We start from the raw sequence: 20,266 nt of genomic DNA on the forward strand, positions 1-20,266 counted from the left end.
TGAATCAATAGGATTCAACTGATTCAGGTCAATTCTTTTTAACTTCCTTTGTATACCTTTTGCACGATTTGTTCAAGCCTGGCCGGGACAAAGCAAAAGGGCAAGTATGATACCTTGCCCTTAAAGAAAATGCACCTGCGACAGTCGGCTTATTCGGCAGTCGGTTCAGGTTGCTCTGCTTCGGTATTTTTAGGACGATCAAGCAAACCAAAAGATACACGATTGGTCAGGCTGCGCTTTTCAGTTTCTGGCGCATCCGACTCTGCATTGTTGTCAGTTACAGTCTTGGCTTCTTTACCAAAAATACCCAGTGTCGCGCGGTTAAAGAAACTGCTTTCGCTCCGCGCTGCACGCAGATTCACCGTACCATCTGATTTCACCAGATTCGGATAATTCAGCTTTAAAACATCCACATATTGCTGAGAAGTCGCTTTATCACCTAGCTGATCATAGCCATAAGCAACTGTTGCGAGTGCTTCTGGAATCTGCGGAGTTTGTGGATAATGTTCAATTACCCATAAGCCACGTTCAACTGCTGCCAGATACGCCTTACGCTTGATGTTAAAACGTGCTGCATTCATTTCATGCTCAGCCAGTTCCTGACCGATAAACTGCATACGCTGTGCGGCATCGACTGCATAGGTACTCGACGGATAGCGGCGAATGAAATCAACAAAATTCTGGTAAGCTACTTTCAGGTAGCTGACATCACGATGCGATTGTTTCAGTGAGGTATAACGCAGCAGGCCGTTATAGTTCTGTTCCATATTGGCGACACCGCGTACATAGTAAGCATAATCGACATTTGGATGTTGCGGGTTCAGACGGATAAAACGCTCTGCCAGTGCAACCGCACCTTCATAATCTTTTTGCTGGAATTTTACATACAACAGTTCAAGCTGCGCCTGAGGGGCATACTGACTGGTCGGGAAATAAGTTTCCAGCGCCTCTAACTGTTTTGCTGCATCGGTATATTGATTACGATCTAGCGCTTTCTGTGCTTTTTGAATATAAACCTGTTCGCTAGATTCCGGACCTTTATCCACGACTTCTTTTTTTGGATTACTGCTACAGCCTACCATTGCCGATGCAATGCCAATCGTGAGGGCAAGCATTGTCATTTTATAATGTGGTAGCGACATAAAAATTCCTCTGTTAATACGGGCAATGAGCTACAATTGCACTATTAAACCACTTTTGTCTGAATGAGCAAATGAGTCAAGCACAATCTTCCAATTCTAATATCCCTGATACTGATTTCAATTTACTTGAAGATTCTGAGGATGCAGATAACCATACTTCAGAAGCAACTGCAACACGTTTATCGTTGCAATTTCAACTGGATGAAACTTATATCGGGCAACGGATCGACCAGATTGCCGCGATGGTCTGGAGCGATTTTTCCCGAGAAAAATTAAAGCAATGGATCAAAGATGGCAATTTATTGGTGAATGGTCAACCGGTCAAGCCGAAATTTAAAAGTGATGGTTTTGAAATCCTGACCTTAAATGTCGAGCTTGAAGCGCAAACGCGAAACCTGCCGGAAGATATTCCACTGGACATCATCTATGAAGATGATGACATTATCGTCATTAACAAAGCTGTCGGCATGGTTGTGCATCCGGGCGCAGGCAATACATCGGGTACTTTGGTGAATGCTTTGTTACATCATTATCCAAAATCGGCTGAACTGGCACGTGCCGGTCTGGTACACCGTATTGATAAAGACACCAGTGGTTTGTTGGTCGTCGCGAAAAATCTGGAATCACAGTTCTCTCTCAGCAAACAGCTTGAGAAAAAATCAGTGTATCGTCTGTATGATCTGGTGGTATATGGCAATATTATTGCTGGCGGTACCATTGATGAACCGATCAAACGCCATCCGGTGGATCGCGTGAAAATGACTGTGCTTCCGGGCGGTAAAGATGCAGTAACGCATTATAACGTCAAAGAGCGCTTCCAGCATTTCACCCGTGTTCAAGCCCGTCTTGAAACCGGACGTACCCACCAGATTCGTGTGCATTTTAGCTATATCGGCTTTGGCCTGATTGGTGATCAGGTGTATATGCCGCGTGTCCGTATGCCGGCAGGTGCATCACAATTATTAGATGATACTTTACGTGGCTTTAAACGTCAGGCCTTGCATGCAGCAAAACTCGGTCTGACCCATCCGCGTAGCAAAGAAGAAATGACCTTTGAAGCGCCGTGGCCGGAAGATTTTGCCAATCTGATTGAAGTGCTGCGCACCGAAAACAAAGCCTATTAATTTTTTTATTTAGCTCGCGTCAAAGCAAGGAATCGAGATGCAATTTGTACCAGGACTTCCACAAGGTGTGTATGTGGGTCAGACCCGCGTTCATCATGCGAAAGTACAGCCATCCATGCAGCCTGAGCTTGCAGGTTTTAATTTGGCCTTGCATGTGCAGGATGATGCGCAGCGGGTACAACAGCATCGTATGGCTTTACTGCAAGATTTCGCTGCCTTTGGCGTAGATAAAATTACCTGGATGACCCAGACGCATAGCACCATCTGTCATAGCATTAATGAACAGATACCCTTTGAGGCATTGGTCGGCGATGGTCTGGTGACGCAGCGCAAAGCGCATGCCCTGATGATGATGACCGCAGACTGTTTGCCGGTGGTGTTAGGTAATGCCGATGGTACGGAAGTTGCCAATTTGCATGCTGGTTGGCGTGGTCTGGCCGGTGGTATTATCGAAAATACCATTGCGGCCATGCAGACTCCGCCGACCTGGGCCTGGCTTGGTGCGGCGATCAGTCAGCCCTGTTTTGAAATTGGCACTGAGGTGAAAGTGGCTTTTTGCAGTAAATATCCTGAACTGGACAGTGCATTTCAGGTGGGCGAGCAGGCGGGTAAATATTATGCCGACCTGTATGCGATTGCGCGTTATATCTTGCGACAACATGGGATACATACCGTATTGGGCGGGGATCAGTGTTCTTATCGTCAGGCGGATGAATATTTTTCTTATCGCCGTGAGCCTAAAACGGGTCGTATGGCGACATTCGTGTTTATGGCATGAAAATGTTAAACTTAACTGAATTTTTTGGCTTTTGAGCATTATGTCCCTATCTTCCAAATCTGTTGCGATTGTTTATCACAGTCCTTATGGACACACGGCTAAAGTGGCAAATTTTATTGCCGATGGTGCACGGGAAACCGGTGTTCAGGTGCATATGATGAATGTCGAACATATTGATTGGGATGTGCTAGATGCCGCAGATGCGATTGTCTTTGGTTGTCCGACCTATATGGGAAGCCTGACCTCTGCCATGAAGCTGTTTATGGAGCAGTCATCCAAGCGCTGGCTGGCGCGTAGCTGGCAGGGCAAACTGGCAGCAGCTTTTACCAATGGTGGCGGACTTAGTGGCGACAAACTGGCAGTGTTGCAGCAAATCAACCTGTTTGCGATGCAGCATGGTATGTTGTGGAGCGGTTTGCCCTTGATGCCGACAGGTCGTGCCGTGACTGATCTGAATCGTATGTCGAGCTTTTTGGGGTTGATGACCCAGTCGGACAATGCACCGGTAGAAGTCACCCCACCTGAAGGGGATTTAAAAACCGCGCTCTGGTTTGGCGAATATATTGCTTTGACACTGGCGCGCTTAAATCATCCAGCTTAGTCAGTGATAAAAAAACCTCCACATGCTGGAGGTTTTTATATTCAGGTATTGATCCATTATTTATGGAAAATTCGCGCTTTATCACGTTGCCAGTCACGGTCTTTTTCAGTGGCACGTTTGTCATGGAGCTGCTTACCTTTGACCAGTGCAATTTCCAGCTTGGCATGTGGGCCTTTCCAGTAACAGGCCAGTGGCACGCAGGAATAACCTTTCTGGTTAATCGCGCCCATCAGCTTTTCAATTTCACGGCGATTCAACAACAGTTTTCGGGTACGGGTCGCTTCAGGCACCACGTGTGTTGAAGCACTCAGCAAAGGCTGAACTTGCGCACCAAACAGGAAAGCTTCACCATTTTTAAAGGTAATATAGCTTTCTACAATGGTCATACGACCGGCACGCATTGATTTGACTTCCCAGCCCTTTAATGACAGCCCCGCTTCAAATTTCTCTTCAATAAAATAATCGTGGCGGGCACGTTTATTCAGTGCAATGGTACCGCCATTATTTTTTTTTACTACAATAGATGCTTTCGCCATAATCTGATACTTCCAAACGTGCTGCTATTGTACCGCAACTAGAAATAAGGTGAAGTTTTTTAAATTAATGAGGATTATTCACCAAAAAAACAAGTTTTTGCTAAAATAAGATTCTACATAACAAACAGAGTACAAATGGATGTCTAAAACTCGTGTGATTTATCCGGGGACTTTTGATCCAATTACCAATGGACATATTGATTTGGTAACCCGCGCAGCGCGAATGTTTGATGAGGTCGTTGTGGCGATTGCCATCGGTCATCATAAAAATCCGGTATTTAGTCTGGAAGAGCGTGTTGCCCTGGCAAAAGAGTCATTGAGTCATTTGGACAATGTTGAATTTGTAGGTTTTGATGGTTTGCTGGTCAATTTCTTTCGTGAACAAAAAGCGACGGCTGTACTGCGTGGTTTGCGTGCAGTGTCCGATTTTGAGTATGAATTTCAGCTGGCCAATATGAACCGTCAGCTTGACTCCCACTTTGAAGCGGTATTTTTAACTCCTTCAGAGCAATATTCTTTTATTTCATCCACTTTGGTGCGTGAAATTGCTCGATTAAGAGGTGATGTGACCAAGTTTGTACCACCAAACGTGGTTGCTGCCTTCGAGCGTAAACTTCAACAAGGTTGGTAGCGTGTCTTTATATATCACCGATGAATGTATTAATTGTGATGTCTGTGAACCTGTATGCCCGAATGAGGCCATTTATATGGGTGAACTCATTTATGAGATTCATCCAGATTTATGTACAGAGTGCGTCGGACATCATGATCAACCGCAATGTCAGCTGTTCTGTCCGGTGGATTGTATTCCACTGGATCCGAACCATGCGGAAACGCAGGAGCAGCTGCAAGCCAAGTATGAAAAACTGACTGCTCAAAAAACATCAAGCAATTAGTCTCGATATTTGGTACTATGCCGCTCGAAGTGAGCCAGACGATCGCTGCTGTGGAGATCTCCGTGATTGAAGCAGGGGAGGAAAGTCCGGGCTTCATAGGGCAAGGTGCCAGGTAACGCCTGGGCGGTGCAAACCGACGGCAAGTGCAGCAGAGAGAAGACCGCCTTCATTATGTTTTCGAGCAATCGGAATCGGAGGTAAGGGTGAAAGGGTGCGGTAAGAGCGCACCGCATGGCTGGTAACAGTTCATGGCGAGGTAAACCCCACCGGAAGCAAGACCAAATAGGAATCCATTAGGCATGGCCCATGCTGGATTCGGGTAGGTCGCTTGAGCGCATGAGTGATTGTGCGCCTAGAGGAATGATCGTTCACGACAGAACCCGGCTTATCGGCTCACTTCAACAAATTTTGATCAAACAGTGCATTATGGGGTTGACGCTCTTTAAAGAAAATCTCATAATGCGCGCACAGTTTAAGGCTATGTAGCTCAGTTGGTTAGAGCACCGCACTCATAATGCGGGGGTCACAAGTTCAAGTCTCGTCATAGCCACCATATTCTGAAAAAACCCACTCCGATTGAGTGGGTTTTTTTATGTCTGATATTTGGTGATGATGTTGGTGGAAAATCTGAAAAGCACTACAATAGTTAAAATAAAACAAATAACAAGAATATGTATGATGATTAAAAATTTAATACTATCAACTTTAATTTTATTTATGGCTTTGCCTGTTTTTGCTGCAGATTCAATTAAGTCATTTCCTTTTAAAGAAAAAAATATTTCCAAAGCAGAAATAAGATCAATTTGTCAAAAAGTAAAATTTAGTTGTGATGAGCGTGATGCAAAACTTTGGGTAGTTAAAATTGCTGAAGCTGAAAAATATTATTTAATTGATGAAAATTTACAAATTATTCAGCTTTCAAAAAATCTTGGAAAATATCAAATCATTGATTATTGGGATCTAACCACGTATCAACAGGTTTATGCGCTTAAAGAGGATAAGAGTGGTATAGAATTTATATATCCTGCCTTATACCCACTCAATCGGCATAGTTATGCTATTGCCTTAATTCATGGCTGGGTTTCAAATGATGCAGGTGAACAGAATGCACAGTTTATTCAATTACTTCCAAAAGGAAAGACAAAACTGGTCTTCGAGCATTTACCTTTTTACGAATACCAGAATCGACTTTCCTGCTACAAAGATATGAAAGATAAAAAGAATAATTATTGTGATGATCAGAAGGAGACCGTACTTAAGATCAGCTATAGAGATGTAGGATTGGCTTATTATGAATGGCGTTTAAGTTATTTGAATATAAACTGGCTTAAGAATAATAAAATCGACGAATATAAACAGCGGAGTTTGGCGTTAATCCCTTTTATTCAAGCGCAGTAAAGGCATGTAGCAGTGATCTAACATCATCCGTTTGCAACTGCTCACGCATTTTTAAAAACTGCTTTTCATCTAAGTCATAGAGCTTAAGAGAAAGCAGTTTTTCTATATCTGCTTTAGGAAAACGATATTTAATAATTTTGGCAGGCACGCCACCGACCACTGCGTATGATGGAACGTCTTTGGTGACCACGGCACCTGTTGCCACCACAGCACCTTCGCCAAGCGTTACACCTTGCATAATCATGGCACGTGAGCCAATCCAGCAACCATCGCCAATGAATGTATCGCCAGCAGGCACAAAACTGCGTGTATCGAAGGGAAAGGCTGAAATCCAGTCGGTACGGTGTAATTGATTACCACCCATCATAATCACGCATTCTGCGCCAAAACAGACAAAATTGCCGATATAGAGCTGATCAATGGGTTTATCTGGGGTAGAGGGCTTGTCATGTAGATAACGCACCACGCAACGCTCAAAACCCTGATCCCAATAAGCAGAATAGTAAGAATAGTTTCCCTTAATATGAATATTTGGATTCTTCACCGTTTTTGAGATGAATTCGAACTCACACCAGTGTTTGACAGGGGAGTTAATCAGCTTTTGAGACATGATGAAATAAAAGGAGAAGATTTTGATCATTATATACCAATTAAAAACTTACATCCTGAATGAAAACCTTTATATTAATTGTGCATTATAAGAATGGAAAAGCTATGTTTGTTGAAACAGAATTTAGAGAAGATAGACTTGAAGAAATAACAAGAATAATTAATGAATATCCTCTAGCATCTTTGATAGCTCAGACTCAAACTGGGTTAATTGCTGAACATATTCCTCTACTATTAATCGATGAAAAAACACTGAGAGGTCATATTTCATTGGAAAACACACTTTTTAAAAATTCAATTGTTAATAATCAGGTTCTATACATTTTTAAAGCTGAGAATGTTTATATCTCACCAAACTATTATCCAACGAAATTTGAAGATCATAAAAAAGTACCTACTTGGAATTATCAAGTCGTGCACATAAATGGAGAGATTAAATTTTTTCAAGATCAGAAAACTAAGCTTGCTGTATTAGGTCAACTTACTAAACAGTATGAAAGTATCACTAATGGGGAAAATGCTTGGAAAATGTCAGATGCTCCAAAAGATTATTTGATGGAAATGCTCAATCACTTGGTTGCATTTGAAATTAAAATTGAAAAAATAATTGCTAAATCAAAATTGAGTCAGAATAGAGAAGAAAAAGATTTTCGTAATGTAATTACAAAGCTTCAAGAATCAGGGAAAGTGAATATGGCAAAGACCATGGGTCAATTAAAAAGATAATAAAAAACCCCTCAATTGAGGGGCTTTAATTGTTGTAAATATCTAAAGCTTAGATATATTCAACTTTCACAATTTCGTATTCAACTTCACCATTTGGTGTCGTAATTTTCACATCATCGCCTTCGTTTTTACCCAAAAGACCACGTGCAATTGGTGAGTTCACAGAGATCTTGTTGATCTTAAAGTCTGCTTCGTCATCGCCTACAATCTTGTAAGTTTTTTGCTCTTCAGTATCCAGATTTTCAATTGTCACTGTCACACCAAAAACCACACGACCTGATTGCTCAAGTTCTTTCACATCAATGACCTGGCAAGCGCCCAGTTTCCCTTCGATGTCCTGGATACGGCCTTCACAGAAGCCTTGCTGTTCACGCGCTGCGTGATATTCTGCATTTTCTTTTAAGTCGCCGTGTTCACGTGCTTCCGCAATCGAAGCCGTGATACGAGGACGGTCAACGGTTTTCAGTTGATGTAATTCTTTCTCTAAGGCAATTTTGCCTTCAGGAGTCATAGGATAACGTTGCATGTTGTCCCTCAAAAGTCAGTTGAAAGATATAAAATCTATAAATAAAAAAAAGCCCGCCACCAAGAAGGTAGCGGGACTTCTTGGAAACTTAATTAACCTTTAGTTAGGTCTTGCAAGCGATATACATCCATTGGCAATTTGATTGCTAAAGCTTGGCATACAGCATCAGCACCGTTCAAGGTGGTCGTGTAATACACTTTACCTTGTAGCGCAGAGCGACGGATCGAGAACGAATCCTGCTGAGCCTGTTTACCTTCAGATGTATTGATAATGAGGTGAATTTCGCCATTTTTCAAGCGGTCCACGATATTAGGACGGCCTTCGGTTACTTTATTCACACGTTCACATGCAATACCCGCTTCAGTAATCACGCTGTATGTGCCACCCGTTGCAAGCAACTTGAAGCCATAGTCTACCAGTTGCTGAGCGATACGCGCGACATGCGGCTTATCTGAATCACGAACAGACAGGAATGCATGTTTTACTTCGCCTTCAGTTGGTTTACCTGGTAAGCGATCGTTCGAGCCTAATACAGCTTTATAGAACGCTTCACCAAATGATTTACCAACACCCATGACTTCGCCAGTCGATTTCATCTCAGGGCCAAGGATTGGGTCAACACCCGGGAATTTGTTGAATGGGAACACCGCTTCTTTTACAGAGAAGTGCTGAGGAATAATCTCTTTAGTGAATCCTTGAGATTCTAGAGATTGACCTGCCATACAACGTGCAGCAACTTTTGCTAAAGACTCACCGATACATTTAGAAACGAACGGTACAGTACGTGATGCACGTGGGTTCACTTCCAGAATGTAAACGTCAGTGCCTTTTACTGCAAACTGAACGTTCATCAAACCGATTACACCCAGTTCTTTTGCCATTGCAACAGTTTGACGGCGCATTTCGTCCTGTACTTCTTGAGAAAGCGAGTAAGGAGGAATCGAACATGCTGAGTCACCAGAGTGGATACCCGCTTGTTCAATGTGCTGCATGATACCGCCAATTACAACGTCTTTGCCGTCAGATACGCAGTCCACGTCAACTTCGATCGCGTCATCAAGGAAGCGGTCAAGAAGAACCGGTGCTTCGTTTGATGCTTGAACTGCATCACGTAAGTAGCGTTTCAATTCGTCATCGTTATACACGATTTCCATGGCACGACCGCCAAGAACGTATGATGGACGTACAACGAGTGGATAGCCAACTTTCGCTGCTTCAGCCATACCTTCTTCAGCAGATTTTACAATGCTGTTGTTCGGTTGACGAAGTTGCAGACGCTGAATCATTTGCTGGAAGCGTTCACGGTCTTCTGCACGGTCAATCGCGTCTGGAGATGTACCGATAATTGGCGCACCGGCTTCTTCCAAAGCACGAGCCAATTTCAAAGGTGTTTGACCACCGTACTGCACGATAATGCCTTTAGGCTTCTCGATACGTACGATTTCAAGTACATCTTCCAATGTGATTGGTTCGAAGTACAAACGATCTGATGTGTCGTAATCTGTAGAAACCGTTTCAGGATTACAGTTGACCATGATGGTTTCATAACCATCTTCACGCATTGCAAGCGCTGCGTGTACACAGCAGTAATCGAACTCGATACCTTGACCAATACGGTTAGGTCCGCCACCAATCACCATGATCTTGTCACGCGTTGATGGATTTGCTTCACATTCTTCATCGTAAGTTGAGTACATGTATGCTGTATCAGATTCGAATTCTGCAGCACATGTATCGACACGTTTGTAAACAGGGGTTACGCCCAGGTTCCAACGGTGTTTACGGAATTGTTTTTGTGAAATGCCCATCAAGTCTGCAATACGAAGATCCGATAAACCTTTACGTTTGAAGCTGCGGATGTTGTCCGCGTTCAAATCACCAAAACCTAAAGATTTAATCTGTTCTTCAGTTTTAATGATGTCTTCGATTTGAATCAGGAACCAAGGGTCGATATTGGTTGCAGCAAATACTTCATCAAGTGTAAAGCCGTGACGGAATGCATCACCAATGAACCAGATGCGCTCAGGACCTGGCACTTTAAGTTCTTGAAGAATTTTATCTTTCGCACCTTCAGCACCGATTTCGATTTTTTCATCGAAGCCAGAAGCACCAACTTCAAGACCACGAAGCGCTTTTTGCATAGACTCCTGGAAGTTACGGCCAATGGCCATGACTTCACCGACAGATTTCATCTGAGTCGTCAAAGTTGCATCTGCTTGCGGGAATTTCTCGAAGTTGAAGCGAGGAATTTTCGTTACAACGTAGTCAATCGCAGGTTCGAATGAAGCAGGAGTTGTACCGCCCGTGATGTCATTTTTCAACTCATCAAGGGTATAACCTACAGCCAGTTTCGCCGCGATTTTCGCAATCGGGAAACCCGTTGCTTTAGATGCAAGGGCAGAAGAACGAGAAACCCGTGGGTTCATCTCGATCACAACGATACGACCGTCTTTAGGGTTGATACCGAACTGAACGTTTGAACCGCCTGTTTCTACGCCAATTTCACGTAAAACTGCTAAAGATGCGTTACGAAGCAATTGGAATTCTTTGTCTGTCAATGTTTGTGCAGGAGCAACTGTGATTGAGTCACCCGTGTGCACGCCCATTGGGTCAAAGTTTTCAATGGTACAGACGATGATACAGTTGTCGTTTTTGTCACGAACAACTTCCATCTCGTATTCTTTCCAGCCAATTAAAGATTCATCAATCAATAACTGTTTGGTCGGAGAAAGATCGAAACCGCGTTCACAGATTTCAATGAACTCTTCACGGTTATATGCAATACCGCCGCCTGAACCACCCATCGTGAATGATGGACGGATAATCACAGGGAAGCCGAAGCGTGCTTGAATAGTTAAAGCTTCTTCCATTGACTCGGCAATATCTGCTTTTGGACATTCAAGACCAATTTTACGCATTGCCTGATCGAAGAGTTTGCGGTCTTCAGCTTTTTCAATCGCTTCTTTGGTCGCGCCGATCAATTCAACATTGTATTTTTCTAGAATGCCGTGCTCATCAAGGGCAAGGGCACAGTTCAATGCAGTTTGACCGCCCATGGTGGGAAGAACTGCGTCTGGGCGTTCTTTCTCAATAATTTGTGCAACAGTTTGCCAGGTAATCGGTTCGATATACGTTGCGTCTGCCATTGCAGGGTCGGTCATGATGGTCGCCGGATTCGAGTTGACCAAAATAACGCGGTAGCCCTCTTCACGAAGGGCTTTACATGCTTGAGCACCTGAGTAGTCAAACTCACATGCCTGACCGATGACAATCGGACCCGCACCAATAATTAAGATGCTTTTAATGTCAGTACGTTTAGCCATGATGCTTCCTTAATTACTTCTTAGATGCTTCGATAAGTTCGATGAAATGATCGAACAATGGTGCGCAGTCATGTGGACCAGGGCTTGCTTCAGGGTGACCCTGGAAGCTGAACGCAGGCTTGTCTGTGCGATGAATACCTTGGTTAGTACCATCAAACAGTGAGCGATGCGTTACACGCAATACATCCGGCAGGTTGCTTTCATCAACTGCGAAGCCGTGGTTTTGAGAAGTAATCATCACTGTACCATTTTCAAGGTTTTGCACAGGATGGTTGGCACCGTGGTGACCGTGAGGCATTTTTAGTGTTTTGGCGCCACTTGCAAGTGCAAGAATCTGGTGACCCAGACAGATACCAAATACTGGAATTTCAGTGGTTTCTACAATTGTTTTTACAGCTTCAATTGCGTAGTCACATGCAGCTGGATCGCCAGGGCCGTTCGACAGGAACACGCCATCTGGATTCAGAGCAAGTACGTCAGCAGCAGGAGTTTGCGCAGGCACCACAGTCAGTTTACAACCGCGGTCTGCGAGCATACGTAAGATGTTGGTTTTGACACCGTAATCGTATGCAACAACATGGAATTTAAGTTCAGGTTGAGAGAAACCTTTGCCTAATGCCCAAGAGCCTTCAGTCCACTCAAAGCCCTCAGGATCGCAACATTCTTTTGCCAGGTCTAAACCGTTTAAACCGCTAAAGGCACGTGCTTTTTCAAGCGCTTCTGCTTCAGTGATATTTTCGCCAGCAAGGATACAGCCATTTTGTGCACCTTTGTCACGTAGGATACGTGTCAATTTACGCGTGTCGATATCCGCAATTGCCACAACATTGTGTTGTACCAAATATTCAGCTAATGATTGGGTTGAACGGAAGTTACTGTGCAATAAAGGCAGGTCACGAATGATCAATCCGTTGGCCCAAACTTTATGAATACGACCTGATTCAGCGTCTTCTTCATTGCAGCCTGTGTTACCGATATGCGGGTAAGTCAGTGTCACAAGTTGCTGTGCATAACTCGGGTCAGTCAAAATTTCTTGATAGCCAGTCATGGCAGTGTTGAAAACGACTTCACCAGTCGTACTACCCGATGCGCCAATCGAAGTACCTTTAAAGATAGTTCCGTCGGCAAGGGCTAAAATTGCTGGGGTGCTCAAACCAAAGCTCCTGAAATTTAGGCTGTAAAAAAGCGAGAAGACGAAAAAAAAGGAAGGCTAATTTTTAAACCTACCCTCCTATGTCTGCTCGCTTGAACTTAACACGGCATTATACGCAGAATGATGCTTGAAGTCCAATGGCTTTGCAGCGAAAGTATAAGATAAATGCCTTGCTTTTTGAGTGGAAGTCTGTTTTGTAAACAGGATGAAAAAATGTAAGCAATTAATAATTGTCAGACAAATCAAATCTTAAATTTTATCAAGTCTACTAATATAGCTCAGTCAATATAACAATAGGAACAAGACAAATGACTACAGCATCAAAATCTACCCAATCCCAAAAAGCCAGCCCGAGCGTCGTGGCAGAAACTGCCGAGAAGCTTGAAAAAGTAGCAGTAGAGGCGAAAGATCAAGCACTTGAAAGCATCGAAGAAAGTAAAGAAAAGCTTGAAGTTGAAGCCAAGCAATTGACCGATACCGTACAGGAACAATTGCGCCAATTTAAGCAGGAGGTGTTGCAGCGAATTGACACTTTAAAGGAGCAGATCTTCGGTTCACAAAAAGAATTAACTGAATTGAAGAGCTTTATCAAAACAGAATTCAATGCAGTGATCGAAGACTTGTCCAGTCTGGGCAAGGAACTGAAAGAGGATGTCAGTCAGATTTCGACCAAACATAAAGAGCATTTGACCGATACCTTAAAACGTTCTAAAGACAGCACCATTGAAGTGCTGAAAAAAGTCAAGCCGGTAGTGAAAGCAGAAAGTTCAGACAAAAAGCCTGAGCTGAAAAGTTAAGCTGCGTTGAAAGGCTGCTCTTTAAAAGGAGAACAATCACATGTTCTCCTTTGTCTTTATGTAGCAAAACGGACTCACAATAATAATCAGAAGGGGTTACGATGCCACGGCATTATTTGGTAGGTGTGCTTGTTTTATTGATATTGATTATGCTGCTTAATCTGGAAAGCGGCTTGGGGCGCATACTTTATCTGGGTGTGATTGTGTTATGTTTGGGCGTACTGGGGCTGGTTTTGGGGACTGTTCTGCTCATGGTACTCACTTTTACTTTTATTCTTTATGCTGCAGTGAAAGCCATTCGGAGCCAGCATCAGTTACCTCATTAAAATGCTACTCTAAGATGTTCAAAAACAAGAAAATGCAAAATAACCATACACAGCTAACTACTTTGTTTAGAGACAAACAAAAACGTGAGACTTCAAGTCTCACGTTTTATCAGCCTATTACAGATTCAGACAGAGGATATACAGGTTTGATTGATTTAAAACACATGCAACCAGTCACGTTTATTATGAAAATCTGCCTGAGGACTACTATGCTGCATTGCGTAGTACTGGTCACCTTGCGAGGTTTTTAAAACAGCAGATAAACCCAGGAATAAGTTTTCCCATTTGAGTTTATGTGTTGCCATAAAATCGGTCAGATCCACACTGACATTGAGACCATAATGGGTACGTTTGAGCTGATTCAGTTCAATATCATCTGCAGCTTGTGGTGGCATATCTTCAGGATAGCGGTATTCTTCAAATTGATAAGCCTGCCAAGCCTGAGAAGGGGAGAGATTAATCTCACGATAAAAATCTTCACCCTGAACCCCAATAAAAATTTCAAAGCAGGTCTGTTCCCACAAGAAATCCTGACGGGGATGTGCAGCTACCATGTCTGGCCACAGGATGTAATGATTGGGATCGCGGATCCAGAAGCCCACATTTAAACTACATGGACCTTGCTGTTCAATGGCAGCAACCAGAGAGATGGCCTGAAAACGGCGATCAAATGCGCTAAGTTCGTAACTTGCCATAAGTCCTGTACTTAGTTAGACAAATGAGCGAAACGAACAAGATTGGACAATTTTTGGTTCTGTTTTGCCGCTTTCTTATAAAGAAGTGCAATTTTACCAATAGTTTGAACCACTTCAGCACCAGTCGCTTCTGAAATTTCAGCAATCAGCGCTGCACGCGCTTCACGATCTTCAGCGACAATTTTAACTTTAATCAGTTCGTGATCGTTTAAAGCACGCGCTAATTCTTCGATGACATTTTCCGTCAGACCTTTGTCACCTAGCATCACGACTGGGTTAAGTGTATGTCCGATTTGACGTAAACGCTTACGTTCCTGAATAGATAAAGCCGCCATGAGAGATAACCTGAATTTTAAAACGGCTTAGTATAGCAAAAGCAAAAAATAAACGCTGTAAATTATCAGGAAATAATCATATTCAATCTGTCCACGGAGAGAGCAAAAGCCTTAGATTTAGATACACATGTATACTGCAAAATAAGTCTTTTTCACGTACAATTAATAATGAGACATTTTTTTATTTAGAGAGTTATGGCTACACGCATTACCAACCAAAAGTTATCTAAAAGTAGTCGTGATTGGATGAGAGAGCATTTAGACGATCCTTATGTGAAAAAGGCACAAAAGGAAGGCTATCGTGCGCGTGCAGCATATAAGCTCTTAGAAATGCAAGAAAAGTATAAAATCATTAAACCTGGTATGACTGTGGTCGACCTGGGCGCAGCGCCAGGCAGCTGGTCACAGATTGCCGGTAAACTTGTTGGCGATAAGGGTTTATTGATTGCATCTGATATTTTACCAATGGATGCTTTACCAGATGTCACTTTTCTGCAAGGTGACTTCCGTGAAGAAGAAGTTTTCCAAAAACTGCTAGAAATTTTAGATGGTCGTACTGTAGACGTTGTAATTTCAGATATGGCCCCCAATACATCAGGTAATAAGGCTGTAGATCAACCGCGTCAGATTTACTTGTGTGAACTTGCACTGGATTTTGCCAATAAGGTGCTAGGCCCCAAAGGTCAATTTGTGGTAAAAGTTTTCCAAGGCTCAGGTTTTGATGAATTCCGTAAGCAAGTGGTTGATAGTTTTGATATTCTGAAAACATCTAAACCCTTGGCATCACGTGCTCGCTCTAAAGAAGTTTTCCTGATCGGGCAGGGACGCAAGAAGGCTTTAAAATAAGTCTACTTGCCAAGTCGTTAAAAATTGTGCATTTTGTACGTTTTCAGATAATTGTAAGTTAATTTACAGCTTAAGTATTAAGGTCACCCTGAACAGGGCATGATCAAATTAGATTGGAATGGGAATAAAGCTTTGAGCGATCTTTTTAAGAATGCCGTATTGTGGCTCGTAATACTGGGTGTGCTGGTGTTAATCTTCAGCAACGTCAGTGACCGCAATCAACCGACTACAATGAACTACTCAGAGTTTGTTGCCGCGGTCAATGCTGGCCAAATTAAACAAGTTGTTATTGACGGCGAAAGAATTCGTGGCGAAAAATCAAACGGTTCAGAGTTTGAAAGTATTCGTCCGGCAGTTCAGGATCCTGAGCTGATGCCAAGCCTCATTAAAAATAATGTTGTGGTCGAAGGTGAAGCACCACAACGTCAAGGCTTGCTCATGCAGTTGCTTATTGCAAGTTTCCCTGTGCTTTTAATCATTTTGTTATTCATGTTCTTTATGCGCAACATGGGTGGCGGTGCAGGTGGTAAAAACGGCCCAATGAGTTTTGGTAAGTCTAAAGCCAAAATGTTGTCTGAAGACCAGATTAAAGTCACTTTCGTCGATGTTGCCGGTTGTGATGAAGCCAAGCAAGAAGTGGTTGAAATTGTCGACTTCCTGAAAGACCCAACCAAATTTAAACGTCTCGGTGCAAGTATTCCACGTGGTGTTTTGATGGTCGGTCCTCCAGGTACAGGTAAAACCTTGCTTGCCAAAGCCATTGCCGGTGAAGCTAAAGTGCCATTCTTTAGTATTTCAGGTTCTGACTTCGTGGAAATGTTTGTGGGTGTTGGTGCATCGCGTGTGCGTGACATGTTCGAACAGGCAAAACGTCATGCACCATGTATCATCTTTATTGATGAGATTGATGCAGTCGGTCGTCACCGTGGTTCAGGTACGGGTGGTGGTCACGATGAACGTGAGCAGACGCTGAACCAGATGCTGGTGGAAATGGACGGCTTTGAAGGCAATGAAGGCATTATCGTGATTGCTGCAACCAACCGTGCAGATGTACTGGATAAAGCATTACTTCGTCCAGGCCGTTTTGACCGTCAAGTTGTGGTTGGTTTGCCAGACATTAAGGGTCGTGAACAAATCCTGAATGTGCATTTGAAAAAATTGCCTTCAGTCACAGGGGTCGATGTTAAAGTACTTGCACGTGGTACACCGGGCTTCTCGGGTGCGCAATTGGCCAACCTAGTGAATGAAGCTGCTTTATTTGCTGCACGCCGTAACAAAAACACTGTCGATATGCATGACTTTGAAGATGCAAAAGACAAGCTTTATATGGGTCCTGAGCGTAAATCGATGGTACTTCGTGATGAAGAGCGTCGTGCGACGGCTTATCATGAAGCAGGTCATGCGATTGTTGCTGAAAGTTTGCCGGGTACAGACCCTGTGCATAAAGTCACCATTATGCCGCGTGGCTGGGCATTGGGCGTGACCTGGCAGCTACCTGAATTTGACCAAACCAGCCATTATAAAGACAAAATGTTGAATGAACTTTCTATTTTGTTTGGTGGCCGTATTGCTGAAGAAGTATTCATTAACCAGATGTCGACCGGCGCGTCAAATGACTTCGAACGTGCAACTAAAATGGCACGTGCGATGGTGACCAAATACGGTATGTCTGACAAAATGGGCGTCATGGTCTATGAAGAAGATGCACAGCAATCGTTTATGGGCAGTATTGGTAGCCGCAGTATTTCTGAAACGACCCAGTTAGAAGTCGATCGTGAAATCCGCCGAATTCTGGATGAGCAATATAAAGTCGCACGCGATATCTTGGAAAGTAAAAAAGATGTTGCCCATGCGATGGTCAAAGCCTTGATGGAATGGGAAACTATTGATCGTGATCAAATCCGTGACATTATGGAAGGTCGTGAGCCTCAACCGCCAAAAGTCTATGTTGCAGAAAATCCTGTGATTGATGTAACCCCAGATGATGGCCCGTTAACGCCACCGCCATTGCCAGCCAACTAAGTTAAATAAAAAATCACCTTCGGGTGGTTTTTTTATGTCAGTCATTTTTATGATAATTTCTGAATGCTATATTTAACTCAAAACTAATGGGCAAATGTCTTATCGAGCTTTGCTTTATTGCTCTATCCATAAGATAATATTCGAATTATTGTGAACGAGAATGGAAACATGCAGCTGATGCCTTTACGACCACATGTATGGACATTTGGTGAGTTAAAACTGGACTTATCTCAGCCGCATGTGATGGGAATTCTCAATGTCACCCCCGACTCATTTAGTGATGGTGGTCGGCATAATCAAAAAGAAGATGCAGTTGCACGTGCGCTGGAGATGATGGCTGAAGGTGCGACCGTAATTGATATCGGCGGGGAATCGACCCGTCCGGGTGCCGCTGTTGTAGACGTAGAGGAAGAGATCCGCCGCGTGGTGCCTGTGGTTGAAGCCTTAGCAAAACATGATGTTATTCTCTCGATTGATACTTCACAGCCAGAAGTGATTCGTGCAGCGGTTCAGGCCGGAGCGCATATCTGGAATGACGTCCGTGCGTTGACCCGCCCCAATGCCTTAGCAACGGCCGCTGAATTAAATATTCCGGTAATCATTATGCATATGCGTGGTGAGCCGACCACCATGAACAATCTGGATCAATATGAGGATGTCACTACCGAGGTGATTGGCGAACTATCTCAACGTGTGCAGGATGCATTGGATGTAGGAGTAAAAGCCGAAAATATCATGATTGATCCGGGGTTTGGTTTTGCCAAGAATGCTCAGTAAAATCTCAAGCTGCTTCAAGAATTTTATAAATTGACAGAAATGGGTTATCCGATTTTATCTGCCTTATCACGTAAACGCTTTATTGGGGCTGTCTTAGATGGCGCAGAACCACAGGCGCGTGCGGTGGGTTCGGCAACAGCACATTTGCTCAGTATTCAGCAGGGCGCCTGTATGGTACGGGCACATGATGTGAAAGCGACAGCGGATGCGATTAGAGTCTGGCAAGCCATGCAGATGGCGTAGACATTGATGGCGGGAGAGTAAGCATCTGGCAATGTTGTTTGGCTTTCAGGCAACAATGTGCTATATAGGCACGCTTAGATTAAATTGTCATCTTTTAGAGTGCCTGTAATGTTTGCAGATTTACTTCTCCCCATGTTCGATGATGCGTATTATCCCGATATTCTGGTTGCTGAAATCAAACAGCACATCGAACATTTTGCCCAAAAAGTCGCTAAATCAGCTTTGTCAGATCAAGAAATTTACCAGCTTGCCCATCTGACCGTTGCTGATATTAATGCCATGAAACCGCAGTTTGAAGATCTGGATTCATCTCTGGATGATACCGCTGCAGATTATATTGCCGAAGCCATGATGATGGTGGTGCAAGAGCACGGGTTGTTCGAGATTGAAATGGAAGAGCTTATTACCAATCGTGAATGGTGATCGATAAAACCCTGCTACTGCAGGGTTTTTTATTATTTGTAGAAATAGTCTTTAAAACTTTTAAAGCGAATCGAGCTGAGTAATTTTTGCTCCTCATGCATGCATTGCTGATAAAGATTCTGGTAATAAGCCTGCAGATTTGACTGGTCCTGAATCGGTTGCGGTGTTTTGGATCTGGACTGTTGATAGGCCCAAAAGGCCAGCTGCCGCAGTTTTTGCAGTTTGATCTGATCAATTGCACTACAAGAACTTTTAAATAAAGGTTCTAAGGTGACAGCGCCAAAAGAGGAAAGCGCTAAAATGATCATGCTGATGATCACCAGCATATCTGAATGAACTACATACAGATTCAGCAATAAAACCAGAAAAATCGGAATTTGCAGATACAGACAGTTCTGCAAGCGCTGACTATAGGCTTTGGAGCTGAATTGCGCCTGATATTGTGCATACCAGATATAGGGATAAAGCAGGGCCATTAACATGATCAAGGTGACATTAAAGGCGATCGTGGCATTCTTGAAAAAATAATATTCCAGAAGTACTGAGCTGATGCTACAGGCCACGCAGATTAAAAGAGACAGTAAATTAATCGCGATCACAAACTGGAGATTTTGCAGGGCATTAAATTTGAAGCGGCTATAACGCAGCTTCAGGAAAAAAGCGTCTGGATGGCGTAATTGTAATGTGGCGAGATCGAAGTATTTTAATTCTGACATGAGGATTTCGCGCTAAAAGAATAAAATTCAGGCACAAAAAAACCAGCCTAATGCTGGGTTTTCTATTGCACCATTTTAATAGAGATTAAAATGGTGCCCGAGGCCAGACTCGAACTGGCACGCTTTGTGGGCGGGGGATTTTAAATCCCCTGTGTCTACCGATTTCACCACTCGGGCATGTGCGCAATAATAGAGGACGAAATAAAGCTTGGCAAGCACATTTCTAAATGATTGCTTTCTTTTCAAGCAATTCCGTGGCTTCTCTCTAAAAAAT

The 20,266-nt window shown here is 43.3% G+C and carries 21 protein-coding genes, 2 tRNA genes, 1 other RNA gene and 1 pseudogene; 15 read left to right on the forward strand and 10 right to left on the reverse strand.

The features are described 5' to 3' along the window. Nucleotides 1–149 precede the first annotated feature (149 nt). Nucleotides 150–1,142 (reverse strand): outer membrane protein assembly factor BamD, encoded by a 993-nt coding sequence (locus FTU90_RS00760; RefSeq protein WP_180071804.1) that lies wholly within the window; start codon nt 1,140–1,142, stop codon nt 150–152. A gap of 71 nt (nt 1,143–1,213) precedes the next feature. Between FTU90_RS00760 and rluD the strand changes: the two genes are divergently transcribed. The 3 genes from rluD to FTU90_RS00775 are packed head-to-tail and all read left to right on the forward strand — an operon-like array spanning nt 1,214 to nt 3,645. Continuing rightward, a complete protein-coding gene (rluD, locus tag FTU90_RS00765; protein ID WP_005169846.1) occupies nt 1,214–2,266 on the forward strand; it encodes a 23S rRNA pseudouridine(1911/1915/1917) synthase RluD in 1,053 nt (350 codons plus the stop codon). Nucleotides 2,267–2,303: 37 nt separating this feature from the next. Continuing rightward, the gene (gene pgeF, locus FTU90_RS00770; RefSeq protein ID WP_005169848.1) at nt 2,304–3,044 is read left to right on the forward strand and encodes a peptidoglycan editing factor PgeF; all 741 of its coding nucleotides are present in this window, start codon (nt 2,304–2,306) and stop codon (nt 3,042–3,044) included. Between the two features lie 40 nt (nt 3,045–3,084). Next, nucleotides 3,085–3,645 carry a flavodoxin family protein gene (locus FTU90_RS00775; protein WP_005097730.1) on the forward strand — a complete coding sequence of 187 codons (561 nt, stop codon included), beginning with the start codon at nt 3,085–3,087 and terminating at the stop codon, nt 3,643–3,645. A gap of 56 nt (nt 3,646–3,701) precedes the next feature. Here FTU90_RS00775 and smpB read toward each other — a convergent pair whose 3' ends face one another. Beyond that, nucleotides 3,702–4,181 (reverse strand): SsrA-binding protein SmpB, encoded by a 480-nt coding sequence (gene smpB, locus FTU90_RS00780; protein ID WP_004280586.1) that lies wholly within the window; start codon nt 4,179–4,181, stop codon nt 3,702–3,704. A 139-nt stretch (nt 4,182–4,320) separates the two neighbouring features. On the opposite strand from smpB, the gene coaD reads away from it, so the two are divergent. From coaD to FTU90_RS00805, 5 genes are all read left to right on the forward strand, one after another. After that, nucleotides 4,321–4,812 (forward strand): pantetheine-phosphate adenylyltransferase, encoded by a 492-nt coding sequence (gene coaD, locus FTU90_RS00785; RefSeq protein ID WP_004280585.1) that lies wholly within the window; start codon nt 4,321–4,323, stop codon nt 4,810–4,812. A gap of 1 nt (nt 4,813) precedes the next feature. Beyond that, nucleotides 4,814–5,077, forward strand: a complete 264-nt coding sequence (locus tag FTU90_RS00790) for a YfhL family 4Fe-4S dicluster ferredoxin (protein WP_005097729.1) — start codon at nt 4,814–4,816, stop codon at nt 5,075–5,077. Nucleotides 5,078–5,103: 26 nt separating this feature from the next. Then, an RNA gene (gene rnpB, locus FTU90_RS00795) (RNase P RNA component class A) lies at nt 5,104–5,481 on the forward strand. A gap of 72 nt (nt 5,482–5,553) precedes the next feature. Continuing rightward, nucleotides 5,554–5,630: transfer RNA gene (locus FTU90_RS00800), tRNA-Met, on the forward strand. 56 nt (nt 5,631–5,686) lie between these two features. Further along, on the forward strand, nt 5,687–6,475 hold the full coding sequence (locus FTU90_RS00805) for a hypothetical protein (protein ID WP_257222377.1): 789 nt from the start codon (nt 5,687–5,689) through the stop codon (nt 6,473–6,475). On the opposite strand, the gene FTU90_RS00810 is transcribed toward FTU90_RS00805, so the two are convergent. Then, nucleotides 6,459–7,085 (reverse strand): CatB-related O-acetyltransferase, encoded by a 627-nt coding sequence (locus FTU90_RS00810; RefSeq protein ID WP_100357866.1) that lies wholly within the window; start codon nt 7,083–7,085, stop codon nt 6,459–6,461. The two genes, FTU90_RS00805 and FTU90_RS00810, sit on opposite strands and share 17 nt — an antisense overlap. Nucleotides 7,086–7,189: 104 nt before the next feature. Between FTU90_RS00810 and FTU90_RS00815 the strand changes: the two genes are divergently transcribed. Then, nucleotides 7,190–7,810, forward strand: coding sequence for an FMN-binding negative transcriptional regulator (locus tag FTU90_RS00815; protein ID WP_180071805.1), 621 nt, complete (start codon nt 7,190–7,192; stop codon nt 7,808–7,810). Between the two features lie 49 nt (nt 7,811–7,859). Here the strand turns inward: FTU90_RS00815 and greA are convergent, their stop codons facing one another. The 3 genes from greA to carA form a co-directional block, all read right to left on the reverse strand. Then, entirely contained in the window at nt 7,860–8,336 is a 477-nt protein-coding gene (gene greA, locus FTU90_RS00820) for a transcription elongation factor GreA (RefSeq protein WP_005097724.1), read from the reverse strand. A gap of 92 nt (nt 8,337–8,428) precedes the next feature. Next, nucleotides 8,429–11,659 carry a carbamoyl-phosphate synthase large subunit gene (carB, locus tag FTU90_RS00825; protein ID WP_005097722.1) on the reverse strand — a complete coding sequence of 1,077 codons (3,231 nt, stop codon included), beginning with the start codon at nt 11,657–11,659 and terminating at the stop codon, nt 8,429–8,431. A gap of 13 nt (nt 11,660–11,672) precedes the next feature. Then, the gene (carA, locus tag FTU90_RS00830; protein WP_005097721.1) at nt 11,673–12,812 is read right to left on the reverse strand and encodes a glutamine-hydrolyzing carbamoyl-phosphate synthase small subunit; all 1,140 of its coding nucleotides are present in this window, start codon (nt 12,810–12,812) and stop codon (nt 11,673–11,675) included. Between the two features lie 308 nt (nt 12,813–13,120). On the opposite strand from carA, the gene FTU90_RS00835 reads away from it, so the two are divergent. After that, nucleotides 13,121–13,609: a hypothetical protein gene (locus FTU90_RS00835; RefSeq protein ID WP_005097720.1), complete on the forward strand. Its 489-nt coding sequence runs from the start codon at nt 13,121–13,123 to the stop codon at nt 13,607–13,609. Nucleotides 13,610–13,710: 101 nt separating this feature from the next. Further along, on the forward strand, nt 13,711–13,935 hold the full coding sequence (locus FTU90_RS00840; protein ID WP_005169862.1) for a hypothetical protein: 225 nt from the start codon (nt 13,711–13,713) through the stop codon (nt 13,933–13,935). Nucleotides 13,936–14,090: 155 nt separating this feature from the next. Here the strand turns inward: FTU90_RS00840 and FTU90_RS00845 are convergent, their stop codons facing one another. Next, nucleotides 14,091–14,630 (reverse strand): DOMON-like domain-containing protein, encoded by a 540-nt coding sequence (locus FTU90_RS00845; protein ID WP_005169863.1) that lies wholly within the window; start codon nt 14,628–14,630, stop codon nt 14,091–14,093. An 11-nt stretch (nt 14,631–14,641) separates the two neighbouring features. Further along, nucleotides 14,642–14,965 carry a ribosome assembly RNA-binding protein YhbY gene (gene yhbY, locus FTU90_RS00850; protein ID WP_005097716.1) on the reverse strand — a complete coding sequence of 108 codons (324 nt, stop codon included), beginning with the start codon at nt 14,963–14,965 and terminating at the stop codon, nt 14,642–14,644. 195 nt (nt 14,966–15,160) lie between these two features. Here yhbY and rlmE point away from each other — a divergent pair, with 195 nt between their 5' ends. The 4 genes and pseudogenes from rlmE (at nt 15,161) to FTU90_RS00870 (ending at nt 19,276) form a co-directional block, all read left to right on the forward strand. After that, nucleotides 15,161–15,811, forward strand: a complete 651-nt coding sequence (rlmE, locus tag FTU90_RS00855) for a 23S rRNA (uridine(2552)-2'-O)-methyltransferase RlmE (RefSeq protein WP_005097715.1) — start codon at nt 15,161–15,163, stop codon at nt 15,809–15,811. A 132-nt stretch (nt 15,812–15,943) separates the two neighbouring features. Next, nucleotides 15,944–17,833 (forward strand): ATP-dependent zinc metalloprotease FtsH, encoded by a 1,890-nt coding sequence (gene ftsH, locus FTU90_RS00860; RefSeq protein ID WP_100355633.1) that lies wholly within the window; start codon nt 15,944–15,946, stop codon nt 17,831–17,833. 168 nt (nt 17,834–18,001) lie between these two features. Continuing rightward, a pseudogene (gene folP, locus FTU90_RS00865) lies at nt 18,002–18,853 on the forward strand (dihydropteroate synthase). 108 nt (nt 18,854–18,961) lie between these two features. Next, the gene (locus tag FTU90_RS00870) at nt 18,962–19,276 is read left to right on the forward strand and encodes a DUF5713 family protein (protein WP_005169878.1); all 315 of its coding nucleotides are present in this window, start codon (nt 18,962–18,964) and stop codon (nt 19,274–19,276) included. A gap of 32 nt (nt 19,277–19,308) precedes the next feature. Here FTU90_RS00870 and FTU90_RS00875 read toward each other — a convergent pair whose 3' ends face one another. Then, complete coding sequence (locus tag FTU90_RS00875) at nt 19,309–19,992, reverse strand: hypothetical protein (RefSeq protein ID WP_180071806.1); 684 nt, start codon at nt 19,990–19,992, stop codon at nt 19,309–19,311. A gap of 91 nt (nt 19,993–20,083) precedes the next feature. After that, a tRNA-Leu gene (locus FTU90_RS00880) sits at nt 20,084–20,169 on the reverse strand. Nucleotides 20,170–20,266 lie beyond the last annotated feature (97 nt).

The sequence above is a fragment of the Acinetobacter sp. YH12200 genome (assembly GCF_013418175.1).
GTDB classification, from domain to species: domain Bacteria; phylum Pseudomonadota; class Gammaproteobacteria; order Pseudomonadales; family Moraxellaceae; genus Acinetobacter; species Acinetobacter pseudolwoffii.

What these genes read in the sequence shown, in the direction of transcription:
- FTU90_RS00760 (WP_180071804.1), bottom strand. Translation starts at nt 1,142, where the DNA reads ATGTCGCTACCACATTATAAAATGACAATGCTTGCCCTCACGATTGGC.
- rluD (WP_005169846.1), top strand. Translation starts at nt 1,214, where the DNA reads ATGAGTCAAGCACAATCTTCCAATTCTAATATCCCTGATACTGATTTC.
- pgeF (WP_005169848.1), top strand. Translation starts at nt 2,304, where the DNA reads ATGCAATTTGTACCAGGACTTCCACAAGGTGTGTATGTGGGTCAGACC.
- FTU90_RS00775 (WP_005097730.1), top strand. Translation starts at nt 3,085, where the DNA reads ATGTCCCTATCTTCCAAATCTGTTGCGATTGTTTATCACAGTCCTTAT.
- smpB (WP_004280586.1), bottom strand. Translation starts at nt 4,181, where the DNA reads ATGGCGAAAGCATCTATTGTAGTAAAAAAAAATAATGGCGGTACCATT.
- coaD (WP_004280585.1), top strand. Translation starts at nt 4,321, where the DNA reads ATGTCTAAAACTCGTGTGATTTATCCGGGGACTTTTGATCCAATTACC.
- FTU90_RS00805 (WP_257222377.1), top strand. Translation starts at nt 5,687, where the DNA reads ATGATGTTGGTGGAAAATCTGAAAAGCACTACAATAGTTAAAATAAAA.
- FTU90_RS00810 (WP_100357866.1), bottom strand. Translation starts at nt 7,085, where the DNA reads ATGTCTCAAAAGCTGATTAACTCCCCTGTCAAACACTGGTGTGAGTTC.
- FTU90_RS00815 (WP_180071805.1), top strand. Translation starts at nt 7,190, where the DNA reads ATGTTTGTTGAAACAGAATTTAGAGAAGATAGACTTGAAGAAATAACA.
- greA (WP_005097724.1), bottom strand. Translation starts at nt 8,336, where the DNA reads ATGCAACGTTATCCTATGACTCCTGAAGGCAAAATTGCCTTAGAGAAA.
- carB (WP_005097722.1), bottom strand. Translation starts at nt 11,659, where the DNA reads ATGGCTAAACGTACTGACATTAAAAGCATCTTAATTATTGGTGCGGGT.
- FTU90_RS00835 (WP_005097720.1), top strand. Translation starts at nt 13,121, where the DNA reads ATGACTACAGCATCAAAATCTACCCAATCCCAAAAAGCCAGCCCGAGC.
- FTU90_RS00840 (WP_005169862.1), top strand. Translation starts at nt 13,711, where the DNA reads ATGCCACGGCATTATTTGGTAGGTGTGCTTGTTTTATTGATATTGATT.
- FTU90_RS00845 (WP_005169863.1), bottom strand. Translation starts at nt 14,630, where the DNA reads ATGGCAAGTTACGAACTTAGCGCATTTGATCGCCGTTTTCAGGCCATC.
- yhbY (WP_005097716.1), bottom strand. Translation starts at nt 14,965, where the DNA reads ATGGCGGCTTTATCTATTCAGGAACGTAAGCGTTTACGTCAAATCGGA.
- rlmE (WP_005097715.1), top strand. Translation starts at nt 15,161, where the DNA reads ATGGCTACACGCATTACCAACCAAAAGTTATCTAAAAGTAGTCGTGAT.
- FTU90_RS00870 (WP_005169878.1), top strand. Translation starts at nt 18,962, where the DNA reads ATGTTTGCAGATTTACTTCTCCCCATGTTCGATGATGCGTATTATCCC.
- FTU90_RS00875 (WP_180071806.1), bottom strand. Translation starts at nt 19,992, where the DNA reads ATGTCAGAATTAAAATACTTCGATCTCGCCACATTACAATTACGCCAT.